The sequence below is a fragment of the Faunimonas sp. B44 genome, from assembly GCF_052655945.1.
The window spans coordinates 31318-47377 of the sequence record NZ_JBQYEX010000013.1 but is presented as its reverse complement, the minus strand read 5'-3'; the positions used below and the strand labels follow the sequence as shown (position 1 = coordinate 47377).

The following is a 16060-nucleotide window of genomic DNA, read 5'->3' as shown; positions in this document are numbered from 1 at the left end:
CCGCTAGGATGGCGATAATCTCGATGCAGGTCGCAGCCATGGCACGTTCAACCGGATGACCGACATTGGCGGTCCATACGTTCGGCCGTCTTCGGTCACGATCTTCATGCGCGTCGTGGGCGCACTCATCATGCGCGAGGTCCGCACGCGGTACGGCCGCAACAAGCTCGGCTTCGCCTGGGCCATCATCGAGCCGCTCGCGCTCGCCGGGGCGTTCATCTACGTCCATGCGCTGATCTCGAGCCACCCGCAATACGGGCAGAGCATCCCGCTGTTCTACGCCAGCGGGATCATTCCGTATCGCATGTTCGCCGGCATCGCCGGGCAGGTGACCACCGCGATCCGCTCGAACCAGCAGCTCCTCGCCTATCCGATCGTCAAGCCTATAGACACGGTGGTGGCCCGCACGCTGCTCGAATCGGCGACGAAGACCGTCGTCCTCCTGATCGCCTGGCTGATCCTGCGCGTGACCGAGGACATCACCATCGTCCATCATCCCGGTACGGTGATCTCGGCCATCGCGGCCATCATCCTGCTCGGGGCGAGTGTCGGCTATTTCAACGCCGTGATCGGGCTGCTGTTTCCGGTCTGGGAGCGGATCTGGTCGCTGATGGGCCTGCCCTTGTTCATCAGTTCCGGCATCTTCTTCGTGCCCTCGCAGCTGCCGCCGGAGGTGCTGCAGTACCTGACCTGGAACCCGATCATGAGTTGCCTTGAGTGGTTCAGGTACGGGATCTATTTCGACTACATTCCGGTAATGAGCGTGAACTACGTCCTCTCGCTCTCCGTCATCCTCCTGGTGACGGCGCTCGTCTTCGAGAAGACCGCCGTCGTCAAGATGGTGGAGCGCTAGGCCCGAGCGTCTCGGCCAAGCGTTCCGCCGCTGCGCCGAAGGGTGCGATCCGCTCGATCCGGGCGAGCCTGCAGAAGCGTGCAAGCTCCTCCGGCGACAGCTCCGGCAGGACCCCGACGCCTTCGGGGCAGCCCAGCTCTCCCGCGAATGCACCGGCCGGTGCCACCCACAGTCGGTGCGCCCGCTGCAGGTCCCGCAGCGCGCCGCAGGCACCGTCCACCGAGACGAGGGCGAGCGCGTTCGTCCGCGTGCCCACGCGGCCGCCGGCGATGTCGCGCAGCCAGGCATGGAAGACGCGCAGGAAGCTGTCGTCGGCGGCATCCTCGAGCCCCAAGAGGACATGGAACTCCTCCAGCTGCAAAGCGGCGATCGCCTCCACCTGGGCGGGCTCCAGCAGGCCTGCCTCCGCGATCCGGACCTGGAGGGCCGCCCGCTCGACATGGAAAACCGCCTGCCGCTGCGCCCCCGCGATCACCCCCTCGCCGTGCCGGCGGTGCAGGTTCAGCCGCCGCGGCGAGTAGGCGAGCGATCCCCGCTCCAGCATGGCGGCGTAGAGCGCCCAGTCGCCGAGCCGCGGGAAGTCCGCGGCCGCCTCGATGCATGCGAGCGCGGCCCTGCGCCTGAGGAGAGCCGCGCTCACGTTCGGGATGATGTTGCCGAGGTACAGGCAGGCGCGGATCTCCGCTCGGCCCTCGGCACGGAACGGCTGGTCCCAGTCGCGGCCGGGCGCGATGCGCTTCAGGTACTCGTCCTGGTCGCGCGAATGGATGCGCGAATGCGCGTCCGCCGCGGTCGAGCGCGCATAGGCGATCGCGCAGCTTTCGTCCGTGCCGGCGAGGCGGCCAATCTCCTCCAGGAAGGCGGGATGGGCGACGTCGTCGCTCTCCGCGATCCAGCACCATTCGCCGCGCGCAGCTTCAAGGCACTTCCGCCACTGCACGTAGGGCGAGCCGGAATTCCTCTCCGAGCCTTCGATCCGCATCGGCACGGGGGAAAGCGCCGAAAGCCGGTAGAGACAATCAAGCGTCCGGTCCTTCGAGGCGTCGTCGAAGGCTATGATCTCGGCCGGCAGCACCGACTGCTCGAAGATCGACCAGACGCGCTCCTCGATGTCGCGCTCGGCATTGTAGGCCGGCAGCCCGACCGAGACGTCGCCGCGCCGCGCCCGGCCCTCGCCACGGATCCGCCGCAGCCCCGCTGCTCCCGCCTCGAGCGCGGCGAGGAGCTCGCGCACGAAGGCCGCATCGGGCGTCCGGGGATCGCCCGCCAGCGTGACGACCCGCTCCTCCGGGAGCCCGCCCGCCCAGTCCGGCGGCGCACCGGTGCTCACCACCAGGTCGGCGAAGAAACTCGCGGAAAGCGCGCCGTCGAGCTCGGCCTCGGCCTCGGCCCCGGAGGCGCCGGGGCCGAGGGCCGCGACCCGCAGGCCCCGGCGGCGGAGCGGCGGCAGGTAGCGCGCGGCCGGCAGCGACAGCGCGAGCCCGACCGAGATCGCCCGCGCCTGGAGCGCACCGGCCAGCTCGTTCCAGGCTCTGCCGGCATCGCCGCCCGCATCCGCCAGGAAGGCATCGAAATCCAGCATCTCGGGTCCACCGGGCAGCGGCCGGCCGGCGTCGCGTCCGCCCGCAGTCACCGGCACCACCGGGATCCTGAACGGCGCGATCGCGCGGAGCAGCCCCTCGGCGAGACGGTCGTCGTTCGCGCCGTCGAGGAGCAGGAAGATGCCGTTGAGCGTCGGATAGCGCGAGAACAGCCGATCGGGGCGCGTCGGAAGCCGTGGCGCCTTCGACGCGAGATAGCCGGCACGCTCCCCGGCCGTGACCCGCGCCGGCAGGCCCTCGGCGCGCCCGCGTTCCAGATAGTGGCGGAGCGGGTTCATCCCCGTCGCCAGCACCTCCGGGTTCCGCTCCACGTAGTAGCGCGTCAGGAACGCCGGCGACGCGCTGCGGCGCTCCCGCGCGCCGTAGAGGATGAAGTGCGTCAGCGGTTCCATCCCGCTTTCCAGGACGTCCCGGTTGAGCGACAGGTAATAGGCCGGGTCGAACAGCGGGTTCGGTTTCCGGCCGGCGCTCCAGCCCTCCGCCAGGTAGTCGGAGATCGCGTCCGCCTCGTGGCCGATCGCGTAGCTCTCCCTGTAGAACGCTTCGTCGAAAAGGCCCGATTCCGCGATCAGGCGCGCCGCCTCCGCCCTGTTCCCCTCGTATTGCCCCTCCTCTTGCCCCTCCTTTCGAGCCTCGCTTCGCCGACGCGGCTCGGCGGCCAGCCGGGAGCCGAGCCTGCGAACGATTTTCTTGAAGCTAATCGCCATTGCGTTCCTGCGGTCCGGCGCCTCCTCCCCCCATCCCGCGCGGCGGGCCGGTTTCCACCCGCCCGGGCGGCGAACCGGGAATCGCGCGACTTGCGGGAAGGTCGGCCATGCCGTTATGCCATGGCCATAGGCCTGCACAACGCGACCGGTCCGTTTTTGCCGCGAGATTCCATTCCGTTGCTGATCGCGCTACGTCCGGTGGCACAGTGTCCGATCCTCGATCGGTGCCCGCGGTGAAGCGCGCCGTCCACCGGGTGATGCGGCTGATCGGGCGGAAGCCTGCGGGATCGGCCGGCGGCGGTCGATCCGACCCGGACACGCTCGCCCGGGCGATGTTCCTGGCGGATCATTATCGGCGCGTGGCGGGCCTTCCCGACGACCTTCCGGACGACGATGCCTTCCGCCATTTCATGGTGGAGGGATCGGCGCGCGGCCTCGAGCCCTCTCCGCTCTTCGATGCGCCCTTCTATCTGGAAGCTGCGAGCGCGGCCGGCCTGCCGGCGTGCGGCCCCGGCGAGAATGCGTTCCGGCACTGGCTGAGCCATGGCGTGGAGCGGCGGATCGTCCCGACGCCGGTCTTCGACGAAGCCTTCTATCTGGAGATCCACAAGGACGTCTCCGCCGCCGGTCGGTGGGGCTTCGAGCATTTCCTGAAGTACGGCGCGGCCGAAGGCCGGATTCCCTCTGCAGGCGCCAGTTTCGTCGGCCCGGTGTGGCGCAGCCGCCGACCCGACCTGCCGCCCTTCTACCGGGCGCTTCTCAGTCAGATGGACGCCGGGGCGTCGGCCGAGGATCACGCGGCCAGGCGCGCGCGCGAGCGCGAACTGCTCGCTTCGCCGGCCTTCGCCGAAGTGCTGCGGCAGGCGAGCGATCTGGAGCCGGAGATCGGCGATCGGCTCGACACCTTTGCGATCAGGCGACCGCCGTCGGACGATCTCCTCTACCACGCCCATGTCGATCTGGAGGGCCGGCTCGCCGCGCGACGCTACGACATCCTGGTGGTGATCCCCTTCTGCCGGATGGGCGGGGCGGACCTCACGGCTGGGTTGCTGACGCAGGCCCTTCGGCGGCTCCGGCCCGACGACCGCATCCTCGTCCTGCGCACCGATTCGGAGCATTTCGAGCGACTCGACTGGTTCCCGGCCGGCGTGGAGACGGTCGACCTATCCGACATGACCCGGGCCATCGGCCCGGACGGCTCGGAGCGGTTGCTCTACACGCTCCTGACGGGCCTGCGGCCGCATTCCGTGTTCAACGTGAACAGCCGCCTCTTGTGGGGTGCGTGTCGCCGCTACGGGCGTCAGCTCGCCGCCCGCATGGACCTCTACGCCTATCTCTTCTGCTGGGACAGGACACCGTCCGGCCAACGCGTGGGCTTCGCGTCCGCCTTCTTCAGCGAGGCGCTGCCGAACCTCGCCGGCGTGTTCACCGACAGCGATTTCATGCGCGAGGACCTGACCGGGGTCTATGCCCTGCCGCCGGCCTACCGCGACCGCATCGTCACGCTCGCGACGCCGCTCCGGCTCGTGCCGCAGACCTCTTGGGATCCGAATGCGCCTCGGGACGCCAACGGGCCTCTCATCCTCTGGGCCGGCCGGTTCGACCGCCAGAAGCGATTCGACCTCGTCGTGCGGATCGCCGCCGCGATGCCGGACGTGCGGTTCGCATGCTGGGGAAAGCCGGTTCTCGACGACCCGGCGGACGCCGGCGTTCTGCCGCCGAACCTCGCCATACAGGGCCCGTTCGGAAGCCCGACCGAACTGCCGCTCCAGGCGGCGGCCGGCTGGCTCTACACGTCTGCCTGGGACGGTCGGCCGAACATGCTGGTGGAGGTCGGGGCGCTCGGCATTCCGGTCGTGGCGAGCGGCGTCGGCGGCGTTCGGGAGATCGTCGGTCCGGATTGCGGCTGGGTGGTGGAGGATCCGGACGATGCCGATGCCTACGTCGCCGCCCTCCGCAAATTGCTCGCGGATCCGGGCGAGGCCGCACGCAGGGCGGCGAGGCTGAGGAGCCGCGTCCTCGAACGGCACCGGCCGGAGGCCTATGATGCGGCACTTGCCGAGGCGCTCGCGAGGAGAACCCGTGCCTGACGTCGCCATCGTCCTCAACGCCCATCGCGAGGGCGCCATCTGCGGCCCGTCCGTCAGGAGTTTCCGCGCCGCTGCGGCGCGCGCGCGGGCCGAGGGGCTGTCGGTGCAGGAGATTGCGATCCTCGACCGCCCCGATCTGCCGACCAGGACGATGCTGGAGCCGCTCGCCGGCGACGGCGTGGACGTGTTGACCGTCGATCTCGGGAATCTTCCGATGGCGCGGAATGCGGGCGTCGCCGCGTCGGCCGGCGATTTCGTCGCCTTTCTCGACGCCGACGATCTCTGGGGCGAGAACTGGCTTGTCGACGCGTACCGCTTCTGCTCCAGCGCCGGGCGCGCCACTGTCGCCCATCCGGAGCTGAACGTCGTGTTCGGGGCCGAGCAGTACCTGCGATGGCATGTCGATTCCGAGGGCCCGGATTTCGACGCACGCTACCTCCGCGTGGCGAATTACTGGACTTCGCTCGCCTTTGCGCACAGGACCGTCTTCGAGCGCTACCCGTGGGCGCCGATCTCGATCGAGGACGGCTATGGCTACGAGGACTGGCACTGGAACTGCGTCACGCTCGAAGCGGGGATATCGCATCGCCCCGTTCCGGGGACGGTGCATTTCATTCGGCGGCGGAGGCGCTCCCTGCTGGCGACGAGCGCCGACCACGATCTGGTACCGCGGCCCACGGGCCTGTCGTCCTTCGAGTGGATCGCTCCGCCGCAGCCGAAGTCGGCGTTGTCCAAATGAGGGGCACCGCCGCGAAGGTGCCGGAAGGCTGCCGCGGGTCGTCGGGTCAACGGGAAAGTTGCGGTGGCGGCCGCCACTGCGGCGTCGGCGCGCTCGCGCGTTCCTCGCTCTGGCCTCTGGGTTTGGCCTGATGCGCGACCGGTCGCGGCACCGAGCCTGGACCGTCGGAGTGGATCGGATTGCGGCCGGACGTGCTGCGGGAGGAAAGCGTGCCGGATCTCGATTGGAACAGGTCGACCTGGGACGGCGATTACGACTGGAAGGGCGGCGGCGAGGAGTGGAGCGAGGTCTGGGGCGGCAGCGAGGCGCAGTGGTACGGCGCCCTCTATCCCCGCATCCATCCCTTCGTGCCGGCGCGGCGCATCCTGGAGATAGCGCCGGGCTTCGGGCGTTGGACCCGTTTCCTTTTGCCGCTCTGCTCCGATTATGTCGGGGTCGACCTGTCGGCAGAATGCGTGCGTGCCTGCCGGGAGCGCTTCGCCCGCAAGCGCCACGCGGCCTTCCTGCAGAATGACGGCCGCTCGCTCGCCTCCGCGGCGGTCTCGGGGCCGTTCGACTTCATCTTCTCCTTCGATTCGCTCGTGCACGCCGATCGCGACGTCCTCGACACTTACGTCACCGAAATTCTCGCGCTCCTGTCGCCGGAGGGCATCGCATTCATCCATCACTCCAACTTCGCGGCGAGCGGGGCGAGGGAGAACCGGGGCTGCCGCTCGGAGAACGTCACCGCCGCGGTGGTCGAGCAGACCGTCGCGGACGCCGGCGGCCATCTCCTCGTTCAGGAGCGGATCAACTGGGCGGCGCCCGAGCTCGTCGACTGCCTGACGCTCTTCGGGAAGGCGTCCCAGGACGGCGCTCCGGCGCGGATCGCCAACCCGGCCTTCATGCAGGAGGCGCAGCTCATCCACGACAATCAGAGCCCCTATTCCCGGATCGGCCGGGGCCGCCCGAAGCCGCGGCGGCCGGTCCGGCGCGGCCGCACCCCCGCCGCACTCCTGAAGCGCTTCGCCCGCTCCCTCGCCGGCCGGTGAGGCCGATGAGGCTCCGGCGCGACCTGCGTCAGGCGCGTCGCTCGACGGCGAAGACGTCCTGATGGTCGTTCCAGCCGCGCTCGATGTAGGAGACGACGCGCCGCTCGCGATCCTTGAAGGCCCAGTCGAACAGCCATTGCGGCCGCGTCACCGAGACGCCGAGGCCGTCGCAGCCGGGATAGTCGCGGTAGCCGTAGCCGACGGCGCGGCAGTCGCGCGCCGCGCCGAGATAGAGGTCCCGCTCCGGGTCCTGCTCGAAGGCGCCGTCGGCGACCCATTGCTCGATCAGCCGGCCATGCGTGGTGACGACCAGGAGCCCGCGCGGCCGGAGCAGCGAGAAGAGACGCGCGAGCAGCCTCTCGGCGTGCTCGGCCGAAATGTGGGTGAGGACGGAGCCGGCCCAGACGAGGTCGTACTGCCGGCCCGGCCGGATCTCCTCCGGGACGATCGGCGCCTGCCAGGTCGGGATGCCGAACGTCTCGGCGACGAAGCCCGTGCCGTTCGCGTCGATGTCGCAGCCTTCGATGGCGGCGTCCGGAAAGGCGGCCTGCAGCCAGCGCGCCACGCGCCCCCACCCGCAGCCGAAGTCGAGGATGGCGCGCGGCGCGTCGCTGCCGGCCGCGGCCATCGCGGCGCGCATCGCGCGGAGCGCGGAGTTGCCGATCCGCAGATAGGATTGGATGTGGGCCTGGTCGAGCGGACCGTGCAGCATGCTGTCGTTCTCGTGGACCGTCCGGTTCACGCGCGCCGAAATGGCGTCCATGTCGGTCTCTGAATGCGTGATCGGCATCTCGCTCCGTCTCGTCTCGCCTCGCGGGGCGACCATGGGGGAACCGCCCGCCCGGATCAACGATCGCTGCGCGCGAGGAGAGCTGCGGGACCACAAAATCACCATCGTCCTCGCCGAGGCTGGACGTGCGGGGCCTTCGAGCGGCACACCGGCATCCGGTTTGGACACGTGACAGCAACGCCAGACATTGCGGCCATCCGCTTCGGCTTCGGCCTGACGCGCGGCTTCGCGCCGCCCGCCGGCCCGGACGCGCTTCTCGACGACCTCCGCACGGCCGAGCCCGTGCCCGCCCGGCTCGACGGGATACGCAGCGTCGAGCGCATCCGCACCGAGCTCGCCGCCTTCCGTGCGACCGAGAAGGACCCGGAAGCGCGCAAGGCACTCGCCCGCGAGCTGCAGGTCAAGCTCGCCGCCGACCGCCAGACCCGCATCCTCGCCGCCGTCGAGACGCCCTGCCCATTCTTCGAGCGCCTCGTCGCGTTCTGGTCGAACCATGCCGCGGTGAGCGCGCAGAACCTCATCGCCGGCTGGATCGGCCCCTACGAGGTCGAGGCGATCCGCCCGTACGTGATGGGCTCCTTCGCCGACATGCTGGTCGCGACCAGCCTGCACCCGACGATGATGGCCTATCTCAACCAGCGCACCTCCGTCGGGCCGAACTCGCCGCTCGGGCTGAAGGCGGGCGTCGGGCTCAACGAGAACCTCGCGCGCGAGATCCTCGAGCTCCACAGCCTCGGCGTCGCCGGCGGCTACACGCAGGAGGACGTCCTCGCGCTCGCCAGGATCCTCACCGGCTGGACGATCCGGCCGAACAGCGGCGAGGCCGGCTTCATGCCCGGGCGCGCGGAGCCCGGCCCGAAGCGCCTGCTCGGCCGCGACTACGCGGTCGACGGCGCCGCCGCCGGCGACGCCGAGGAAGCGCTCCGCGACCTCGCCCGCCATCCCGCAACCGCCCGCCATGTCGCACTGAAGCTCTGCCGCCATTTCGTCGCCGACGACCCGCCGGAGGACGCCGTCGCCGCGCTCGCCGCTGCCTATGTCGAGAGCGACGGCTGGCTCCCCGCCGTCTACGAGGCGCTGGTGTATATGCCGGCCGCCTGGGAGCGCTTCGGCGAGAAGGTGAAGAGCCCGCTCGACCTCCTCGTCTCCGCACTCCGCGCCCTCGGCCCGGCCGAGGCGGCGCTGGAGGACCCCGACCCCGACCACCCCGGCAGGAACAGCCCCTTCACGGTCGACGCCCTGCGCGCGATGCAGCAGCCGCTCTGGGCGCCGCCGCAGCCGGAAGGCTGGCCGGACCGCGCCTCCGACTGGCTCGGCGGCAGCAATCTGGCGAGCCGGCTGCAATGGCTCCGCCAGGCCTCCGCCCGCCTCGGCCGCACCTTCGAGCCGCAGGACTTCGCGAGCCTCGCTCTCGGCTCCGCACTCCGCCAGGAGACGCTCGCCACCATCGCGTCGGCGCCGACGAAGGCGCAGGGCCTGTTCCTGGCGCTCGCCAGCCCCGAGTTCAACAGGAGATAGCCGATGCTCTCGCGCCGCTCGGTTCTGCAGGGCCTGTTCGGCTGCGGCGTCACGGCGGCCATGCCGGAGCTGACCCTCGCCCGCGCCGCCACCGACAACCGCCTCGCGGTCATCGTGCTGCGCGGTGCGATGGACGGGCTGGAGGCGGTCCAGCCCTATGGCGACCCCGCCTTCCGGCAGCTCCGCGGCGCCAACGCGCTCGACCCCGCAACGGGGCTGATCGACCTCGACGGCCGCTTCGGCGTGAGGCGCGAGCTCGCCCCCCTCGCCGACCTCTACGCCCGCGGCGAGCTCTCCTTCGTCCACGCCGTCTCCACGCCCTATCGCAGCCGCTCCCATTTCGAGGGCCAGGACATGCTGGAATCGGGCGCGGCCGACCAGCCGCGCCGCGACGGCTGGCTGAACCGTCTCCTGCCCCTCCTGCCGGAGGCGGACGCCACGGCGCTCGACGTCGCCGACCTTCCCTCGCTCATCCTCAAGGGCGACTCCCCCGTCCGCAGCTGGCGCCCCAACACGCGGGTCGACGCGCTGGAGGAGAACACCCTCTGGCTCCGCCGCCTCTACGAGGCCGATCCGCTGTTCCACGCCGCCTTCGAGGCCGCGCTTTCCGAAGGCATGGCGCGGGCAGCCGACGAGGCGGCCGAGCTCGCCGGCTACCGCGCCATCGCCGATCTAGCCGGCCGCGCGCTCGCAAGCGATTCCCGCATCGCCGTCTTCACCGTGCCGGCCTGGGACACGCACGCCAACCAGGCGCAGGCGGTCGCTCGCCCGCTCCAGATGCTCGCCGCCTCGATCGAGACGCTGCGCGAGCGCCTCGGCCCGCTCTGGGGCCGCACGGCCGTCGTCGCCGTCAGCGAGTTCGGCCGGACGGTGCGCATCAACGGCAACAGGGGTACCGACCACGGCACGGGCGGCGCGATGGTGCTCGCCGGCGGCCTGCTCGCCGGCGGCCAGGGCGGCCGCGTGCTCGGCCGCTGGCCGGGCCTCGGCGAGGGCGACCTCCTCGATGACCGCGACCTGATGCCGACCGACGACGTCCGCCGCTATCTCGGCTGGCTCCTCCGCGACCTTTACGCGCTCCCCGCCGCCACCATCGCCGACGCCATCTTCCCCGGCCTCGACCTCGGCGGCGACCTGCGGCTGGTCGGGTGATCCGCGTCCAAACGCCCGCGGACGGCGCAGCCGGCGTGCCGGCGATTGGATTTCCGCGGTTTCAGCGTTACAAGGGCGGTGCCGGAACGTCCCGGCGCAAACCACAAAGGACCATGACCATGGCACCCAATCCGGATCGCAAGCGCCTCCGCGAGCTGAACGAGCGCCACAAGGCGCTTCGCGAGGCCACGGCCCGCGCCCGCGACGAGATGCAGCAGATCAAGACCGAGCGCGACGCGCTCCGCCAGAAGCTGTCCGCCGAGACGGCCGAACAGTGATATCGAGTGGCCGGAGCGGTTATCCGGCCGCTCCGGCCGTCCGCGACTGCGGACCCGCCCACGTTCCTCGTGGCAAACTCCGGGTGTCCCGCGATCGCAGGCGCCTATTGTGACCCGAAACCATCCATGCGCGGCCAGATGTTGTGACTGATACTCTCGCTCAAGAAGAGACTTCTACACCGGGTACCAACATCTTGCATGCGCAGATCGCATTTTTGCACATTCCGAAGACTGCTGGAACATCTGTTCGCGCTGCACTTGTTAGGGCGTACGGTAGGAACGAAGTCGTCTTCATCCAGCCACAGAATGCACCAGACGATCTATCAACATACCGCGTTGTAGGCGGTCACTTTAACGCAGCTTTCATAAAGTCGAGAATTCCCGACGCTGAGGTTGTGACTATTCTCCGCGACCCAACCAACCGAGTTCTTTCTCTTTACCGCTACTGGACGGCGCGCCAGATTCCGTGGGTTACTCGCCTCACTCTTGAGCAATTTGCAGAAACTTCACACCCCGGCTGCATTCGGCACATTGATAATAGTCAGGCTTGGCAGATCGCAAACAGCGAACTTCCGCGGGACCGCAGGAAGATGGCTGGAACATCTGATGACGAACTTTTCGCGATGGCGGTGACCAATCTCGAAAAATGCGCCGTCGTCGGCACTACGGAGCGCCTGAGCGAGTTCAGTCGCGCTATGCACGTGCGCTTCCGCATACCGTTTCATATTCCTCACCTGAACGCATCTCAGAGCGGCGGAGGCTCCTCTCAAATTTCTGAGTGCGCGCGAGAGGCAATTGAACGTCGAACGGCAGTCGATCGACGGCTCTACGACTATGTCGTAGCCCGCGAGAGATACTGACCCCTTATACGAGCGACCATTGTACGATGCCTCGTCCTCTTAACCCATCCTGACGCTATATCGTACACAACAGGCAATCGAAAATGTCCCCACGAGTAATCTTCCACGTCGGTTCGGGAAAGACAGGGACGTCGTATCTTCAATCCTGTTTTTCTCTAAGTGAATCAACTTTCCTTGCCAACGGACTCTATTACCCGCGCGCACCACGCCATGATTTGGCTGTTTCGGGCCGGATTACAGGTGGAAACGGCCTTCGGATAGCCCGCACATTGAACCCAAATACTTTCACCGGCACGCCCGACGAGTCGCTTGGTGACGATCTTTTAACAGCCATTGCCCATGCAGAAGGACGCGAAATTCTTTTTTCTTCGGAAGCCATGATGTCAATGCTTGGCCCTCAATTATCAACGCTTGTTGACACTGTTAGGTCTCACGGGTACAGTGTCCTCTTTGTGATGTATGTCAGATCCCTCGTCGAGTTAGCTTACTCCTCATACAACATGCATGTCAAGAGAGCAAATCTGTCCGGTGACTTTGGCGACTTCTTAGCAACATTCTCGCCGTCTTTCGTGCGTGTTGCGCGCGAGTTTGCAACCCGTCTTGACCCAAGTGAGTTCGTTATCCGAAATTATGACAAGGTGAAAACAGGTCTTGCGGCCGATTTCAGATACGCTGCAGGAATTCGCGCAACTCTCTCCAGCCCTCCTAATAAGACCGTCAATCGATCGCTAGATAGCCATGAACTTGCTGTCATGCGCGAGTTGAACAGACTTATGCCGAACTCAAAGATGCCGGCCCTTGTTGGCGATGCCCTCGTTTACAATGACCCCGATCGAGCATGTTCCTACGACATTACGGAAGAGGACGTTCGGATCGTCTCCGGCAGATTCGGCACGGATCTGGACTTCGTGAATCAGCTTCTGCCGGATGAGCACCGAGTTACAGTCTCGGCGATGACGAGTTCAGAATACACTCGAACCCGAACGGAGTTAACGCCGAGCGAGCGAAACCTGGTCGCTATTCTGGCTCACCTTCTAAGTTCGGATAGATCGAACACAGTTGCCGCACTTCTCAGAAAGATACCAGCGCGAGCAGACTCTTAGCAGAATTTCAGGGAACACATTTTGATCTTATTTCTTCCATGAATTCTGTATACGGCCGCCGTGGATAACAGAGTTGCGCGTTCAGTGCGGCCCAGTATCCGGTGGTCGGGGCGATCTTCAGGCCGTTGACGAATGGGGTCAATAACGGGTTCGGAGCGAGCTCATCCGATGTAACATACGAGAAGTATCTTTCTACATTTCCGGTCATGACAACATCCGGTTGAATTTGCGAGATAGCATCTTTATGGAAGTATCGTGTCCGAAAGTATGTCACTTCTGCGAAGAATGCTGAAAGATGTTGCAGCATCCCCCTAAGAAATGAATCGCCAAATACAACAAGGCGAAGATTGCTAGTCGGCTGCGGGGAAACGAGTATCTCAATTAGTCCATCATTCCCCGATAAACCATTCGAGAACTGGGCAATCGGCCAGCAGGGAATAGGCACAACGCGACTGCATACGATAGGGGGTTCAAATTTTACGCCCAAGTCGCCTGCGTATTCTATCGTTCGAGTGAGGCGCTTGTGAAGTAGACGAAACCCCGCTTCGCATTCCATTTGAAGGCTGTCTTCAAGCAACCCATGCAGGACTGCCGAGATCCCGGCTTCGGAAAGGTGAGTGTCGACCGGTACATACGCGGCTCGCCCGACACTTCGGAGATCGGAAAGTGGATTATAGACTGGAAGGCTGCTGCCCCCCATGCCTTGCACATACTCCTGCAGGAGTGTGGTAGATACATCAAACGGGAAGTCATCGGGATTCGCCGAGTGCTTATCGGGAAACACCACATGGCAGTAACGAATCCCCCGCTTCTCGCAAAACCGGTTGCGATCGGTGATGTTCCTTCGGAAGGTATTTAATGAACCAGGTCGCACCTTACGGCGGCCAGAGACGAACTCAAGCACCTCGTGCTTGCCGCCGATAAGATACAATTGCCCGTTGTGACCCACAACTGCATCATTGGAAATCGTTCCGACCGGTGGGAGTTCGGAGGGAAACTGTTCGGTCCCATTCGGTGAGTACATCGTTTAACCTTGATCATGCAGTGAGAGAAGCGGCGCGCTTTCGGCCAACGGTGTCTTGAGGGTGGCAGAGCACGGGGCAGTGTTTTTATCCTATTCCCGATTGACGCTTTTGCAACACCGACCCGGCGCGATGGTAGGCTCTTTGCATGGTCGAACGCTGTTGGACATGAGGCACCTCGACCATGCCGCACTGGCCGCGCCGTCTAATGTGCGATATGTCCGTGGCGGGATATGTTCCGGCTCGGAGGAGGGGTGAAGAATGAGGCAGGAGATAGAATGAAGGGACCCGTTTTCGTACTCGGCCCGGGGCGGTCCGGAACCAGCGTGCTCTACTCGGCTCTCAAAGTCGTGACGGGCGCAGCTGGATACGGGGAGGGATTTTTTTTTCCTTTAGCCCTCGAGTTGTCGAATTTGGTTCAGGCCTACTTCCGGAAAACGGCAGCGTGGCAGCAGAATCCTAAGCTTCTCATACACCACGTCGAGCAGTCCAGGGTAAGGTCGGGCGTTCTTCACGCGATTAAGGAGGAGATGGAGCGAGTCCATGGTGGTGTGCGCTTCATCGAAAAGACTCCGTTGCCGGTTTCGATCGCTTCGGCCCCGCTCGCCTTGGAACTTTGGCCTGACGCGAAATTCGTGTTTGCCACGCGTCGGGCGATTGAGAACGTTGCCTCGCGAATGAGGAAGTTTCCGCAGCTTTCGTTCGACAAGCACTGTGAACACTGGGCAGCTAGCATGACCATGTGGGAGTCAGTTCGGCCAAAGCTCGGCGATAGTTTTGTAGAGGTGGACCAGATCGACATTTCGCGGCAACCTGACTTCGTAGCCAACGCTATATCCACCTTGATTGGGCTAAGTCGGTCGGAAGAAGCTGCGATTTCCGACTACTTTAAGAAACATGAGCCCCAATCGACCCAGGAGCCAGGTCGTCCGCACGACATCATGACGATCGACAGCGCGCCATTTGATGAGCAGCAAAGGGCAATTCTCCTTGCCCGCTGCGGCGAACTTATGGACCGGTTCGGGTACTCCTTGGACGAAGGGTACTGGCGGCTACCTGACGAACGGCAGCGGTCGTCCGTCTAGAGCTATCGCCCCCAGGCGCGCTGCGAATTGCCGCCGCGCATTGACTTGTCAGTCAATGCCGCTTACGGCCCCTGCCCTCAGCTCAGCTTCCTGATCCAGAGGCTGGCGCCGGGATTGTGGCTGAACCGCGGGAAGACCTCCTTGATGGCGTCGGCCGCCTTCATGTGGAAGAGGCCGTTCATGAACTCGACCTGGTAGTTCCAGTTGTACATGAGGAAGGCCCGCACGGCATACGCCTCGTTCCAGGAGTAGCGGCGCTCGTAGATCCAGAGGTCCGGGTATTCGAATGGATAGGGGATGTCGTGGAAGTGGATCAGCACGCCCGGCTTCAGCGCCGGCAGGATCGAGAACAGCTCGTAATGGACGTCGCTGCCGGTCTTCAGCACGTGGGTGGAATCGATGAAGAGGATGTCGTTCGATTCCAGCGTCCTGAACTCATCGACGGGCACCTCCTGCACCGGCTTCTCGACGATGCGCACGCGCGCATTGTCCTCCGCGCGCAGCCGCGAGCGCAGCCGCTCCGTATAGGGTTCGATCAGCACGAGATTGGTGTCGAGCCCCGCCTCCTCGATCGTGTCGAGCATGACGGCGGACGAGAAGCCCGAGCCGATCTCGATGATCCGTTTCGGCCGGTTGGCGAGGATCATGGCGCGCAGGATCGTCGCGTCGCCGATCGGGAAGATGTCGTTGTGGGCGTAGAACCGGTGCTTGCCGTCGGGGTCGTCGGAATAGGGCGTGGCGCGGATCGCCTCGGCGTGGCGCATCCAGAAGGCGCGCATGCGCGGCAGCGACAGGTCGATCCCGGCGATTGCCTCCGGCTCGACGTTGCGCTTGGGCTTCCGCGCGCCGACGAGTTCGCTCGGGTCGACGACCGGCGAATAGTAATGCCCGACCGGATGGCCCGGCTCCACCGCGCCGCGCAGCGCCTTGTACTCGTCGCAGGTGACGAAGGCGTGGAAAATGTCGCGCTGGCTCATCCCCTTCTCGGCCGCCGCGACCCAGTTCTTCAGCTCCGCCTCCCCCGGCTCGCGCCTGAGGATGTGCGCGTAGAGCTCCCGGATATACTCCGCGGGTTCCTCTGTCGCCCGCACCTGCGTCTCGCTCATCTTGTTCTTGTCCTCTTCGGGATTGGCCTGGACGACGCTCTCCTCGCCGGCCGTGGCGTACGCCGGAGCGGCATCGGGTCCGCTGCCGCCGGCAATGTGCTTTCGCTTCTTCCAGAACACCGGCC

General features: G+C 66.0%; 14 protein-coding genes. 10 read left to right on the top strand and 4 right to left on the bottom strand.

Annotated elements, in window-relative coordinates; all coding sequences use genetic code 11:
- The first annotated feature begins 55 nt into the window (after window positions 1-55).
- The gene (locus tag ACUN0C_RS16900; RefSeq protein ID WP_445467574.1) at window positions 56-853 is read left to right on the top strand and encodes an ABC transporter permease; all 798 of its coding nucleotides are present in this window, start codon (window positions 56-58) and stop codon (window positions 851-853) included.
- On the opposite strand, the gene ACUN0C_RS16895 is transcribed toward ACUN0C_RS16900, so the two are convergent.
- Window positions 834-3161: a glycosyltransferase family 2 protein gene (locus ACUN0C_RS16895; RefSeq protein ID WP_445467573.1), complete on the bottom strand. Its 2328-nt coding sequence runs from the start codon at window positions 3159-3161 to the stop codon at window positions 834-836. The two genes, ACUN0C_RS16900 and ACUN0C_RS16895, sit on opposite strands and share 20 nt — an antisense overlap.
- A gap of 224 nt (window positions 3162-3385) precedes the next feature.
- Here ACUN0C_RS16895 and ACUN0C_RS16890 point away from each other — a divergent pair, with 224 nt between their 5' ends.
- The 3 genes from ACUN0C_RS16890 to ACUN0C_RS16880 all read left to right on the top strand — a co-directional run bounded on the left by ACUN0C_RS16890 (window position 3386) and on the right by ACUN0C_RS16880 (window position 7021).
- Complete coding sequence (locus ACUN0C_RS16890; RefSeq protein ID WP_445467572.1) at window positions 3386-5251, top strand: glycosyltransferase family 4 protein; 1866 nt, start codon at window positions 3386-3388, stop codon at window positions 5249-5251.
- On the top strand, window positions 5244-5990 hold the full coding sequence (locus ACUN0C_RS16885) for a glycosyltransferase (protein WP_445467571.1): 747 nt from the start codon (window positions 5244-5246) through the stop codon (window positions 5988-5990). Before ACUN0C_RS16890 ends, ACUN0C_RS16885 begins: the two co-directional genes overlap by 8 nt.
- A gap of 209 nt (window positions 5991-6199) precedes the next feature.
- On the top strand, window positions 6200-7021 hold the full coding sequence (locus ACUN0C_RS16880) for a class I SAM-dependent methyltransferase (RefSeq protein WP_445467570.1): 822 nt from the start codon (window positions 6200-6202) through the stop codon (window positions 7019-7021).
- A gap of 28 nt (window positions 7022-7049) precedes the next feature.
- Here ACUN0C_RS16880 and ACUN0C_RS16875 read toward each other — a convergent pair whose 3' ends face one another.
- A complete protein-coding gene (locus tag ACUN0C_RS16875) occupies window positions 7050-7784 on the bottom strand; it encodes a class I SAM-dependent methyltransferase (RefSeq protein WP_445467569.1) in 735 nt (244 codons plus the stop codon).
- Between the two features lie 195 nt (window positions 7785-7979).
- Between ACUN0C_RS16875 and ACUN0C_RS16870 the strand changes: the two genes are divergently transcribed.
- The 5 genes from ACUN0C_RS16870 to ACUN0C_RS16850 all read left to right on the top strand — a co-directional run bounded on the left by ACUN0C_RS16870 (window position 7980) and on the right by ACUN0C_RS16850 (window position 12722).
- Window positions 7980-9329: a DUF1800 domain-containing protein gene (locus tag ACUN0C_RS16870; RefSeq protein ID WP_445467568.1), complete on the top strand. Its 1350-nt coding sequence runs from the start codon at window positions 7980-7982 to the stop codon at window positions 9327-9329.
- Between the two features lie 3 nt (window positions 9330-9332).
- Window positions 9333-10481 (top strand): DUF1501 domain-containing protein, encoded by a 1149-nt coding sequence (locus ACUN0C_RS16865; RefSeq protein WP_445467567.1) that lies wholly within the window; start codon window positions 9333-9335, stop codon window positions 10479-10481.
- Between the two features lie 119 nt (window positions 10482-10600).
- Complete coding sequence (locus tag ACUN0C_RS16860) at window positions 10601-10759, top strand: hypothetical protein (RefSeq protein WP_445467566.1); 159 nt, start codon at window positions 10601-10603, stop codon at window positions 10757-10759.
- Window positions 10760-10902: 143 nt separating this feature from the next.
- Window positions 10903-11619, top strand: coding sequence for a sulfotransferase family 2 domain-containing protein (locus ACUN0C_RS16855; RefSeq protein WP_445467565.1), 717 nt, complete (start codon window positions 10903-10905; stop codon window positions 11617-11619).
- 83 nt (window positions 11620-11702) lie between these two features.
- Window positions 11703-12722, top strand: a complete 1020-nt coding sequence (locus ACUN0C_RS16850; protein ID WP_445467564.1) for a hypothetical protein — start codon at window positions 11703-11705, stop codon at window positions 12720-12722.
- 7 nt (window positions 12723-12729) lie between these two features.
- On the opposite strand, the gene ACUN0C_RS16845 is transcribed toward ACUN0C_RS16850, so the two are convergent.
- On the bottom strand, window positions 12730-13746 hold the full coding sequence (locus ACUN0C_RS16845) for a hypothetical protein (protein WP_445467563.1): 1017 nt from the start codon (window positions 13744-13746) through the stop codon (window positions 12730-12732).
- Window positions 13747-14022: 276 nt separating this feature from the next.
- Between ACUN0C_RS16845 and ACUN0C_RS16840 the strand changes: the two genes are divergently transcribed.
- On the top strand, window positions 14023-14829 hold the full coding sequence (locus ACUN0C_RS16840) for a sulfotransferase (protein WP_445467562.1): 807 nt from the start codon (window positions 14023-14025) through the stop codon (window positions 14827-14829).
- A 77-nt stretch (window positions 14830-14906) separates the two neighbouring features.
- Here ACUN0C_RS16840 and ACUN0C_RS16835 read toward each other — a convergent pair whose 3' ends face one another.
- Window positions 14907-16055: a class I SAM-dependent methyltransferase gene (locus ACUN0C_RS16835; protein ID WP_445467561.1), complete on the bottom strand. Its 1149-nt coding sequence runs from the start codon at window positions 16053-16055 to the stop codon at window positions 14907-14909.
- Between the last annotated feature and the right edge of the window lie 5 nt (window positions 16056-16060).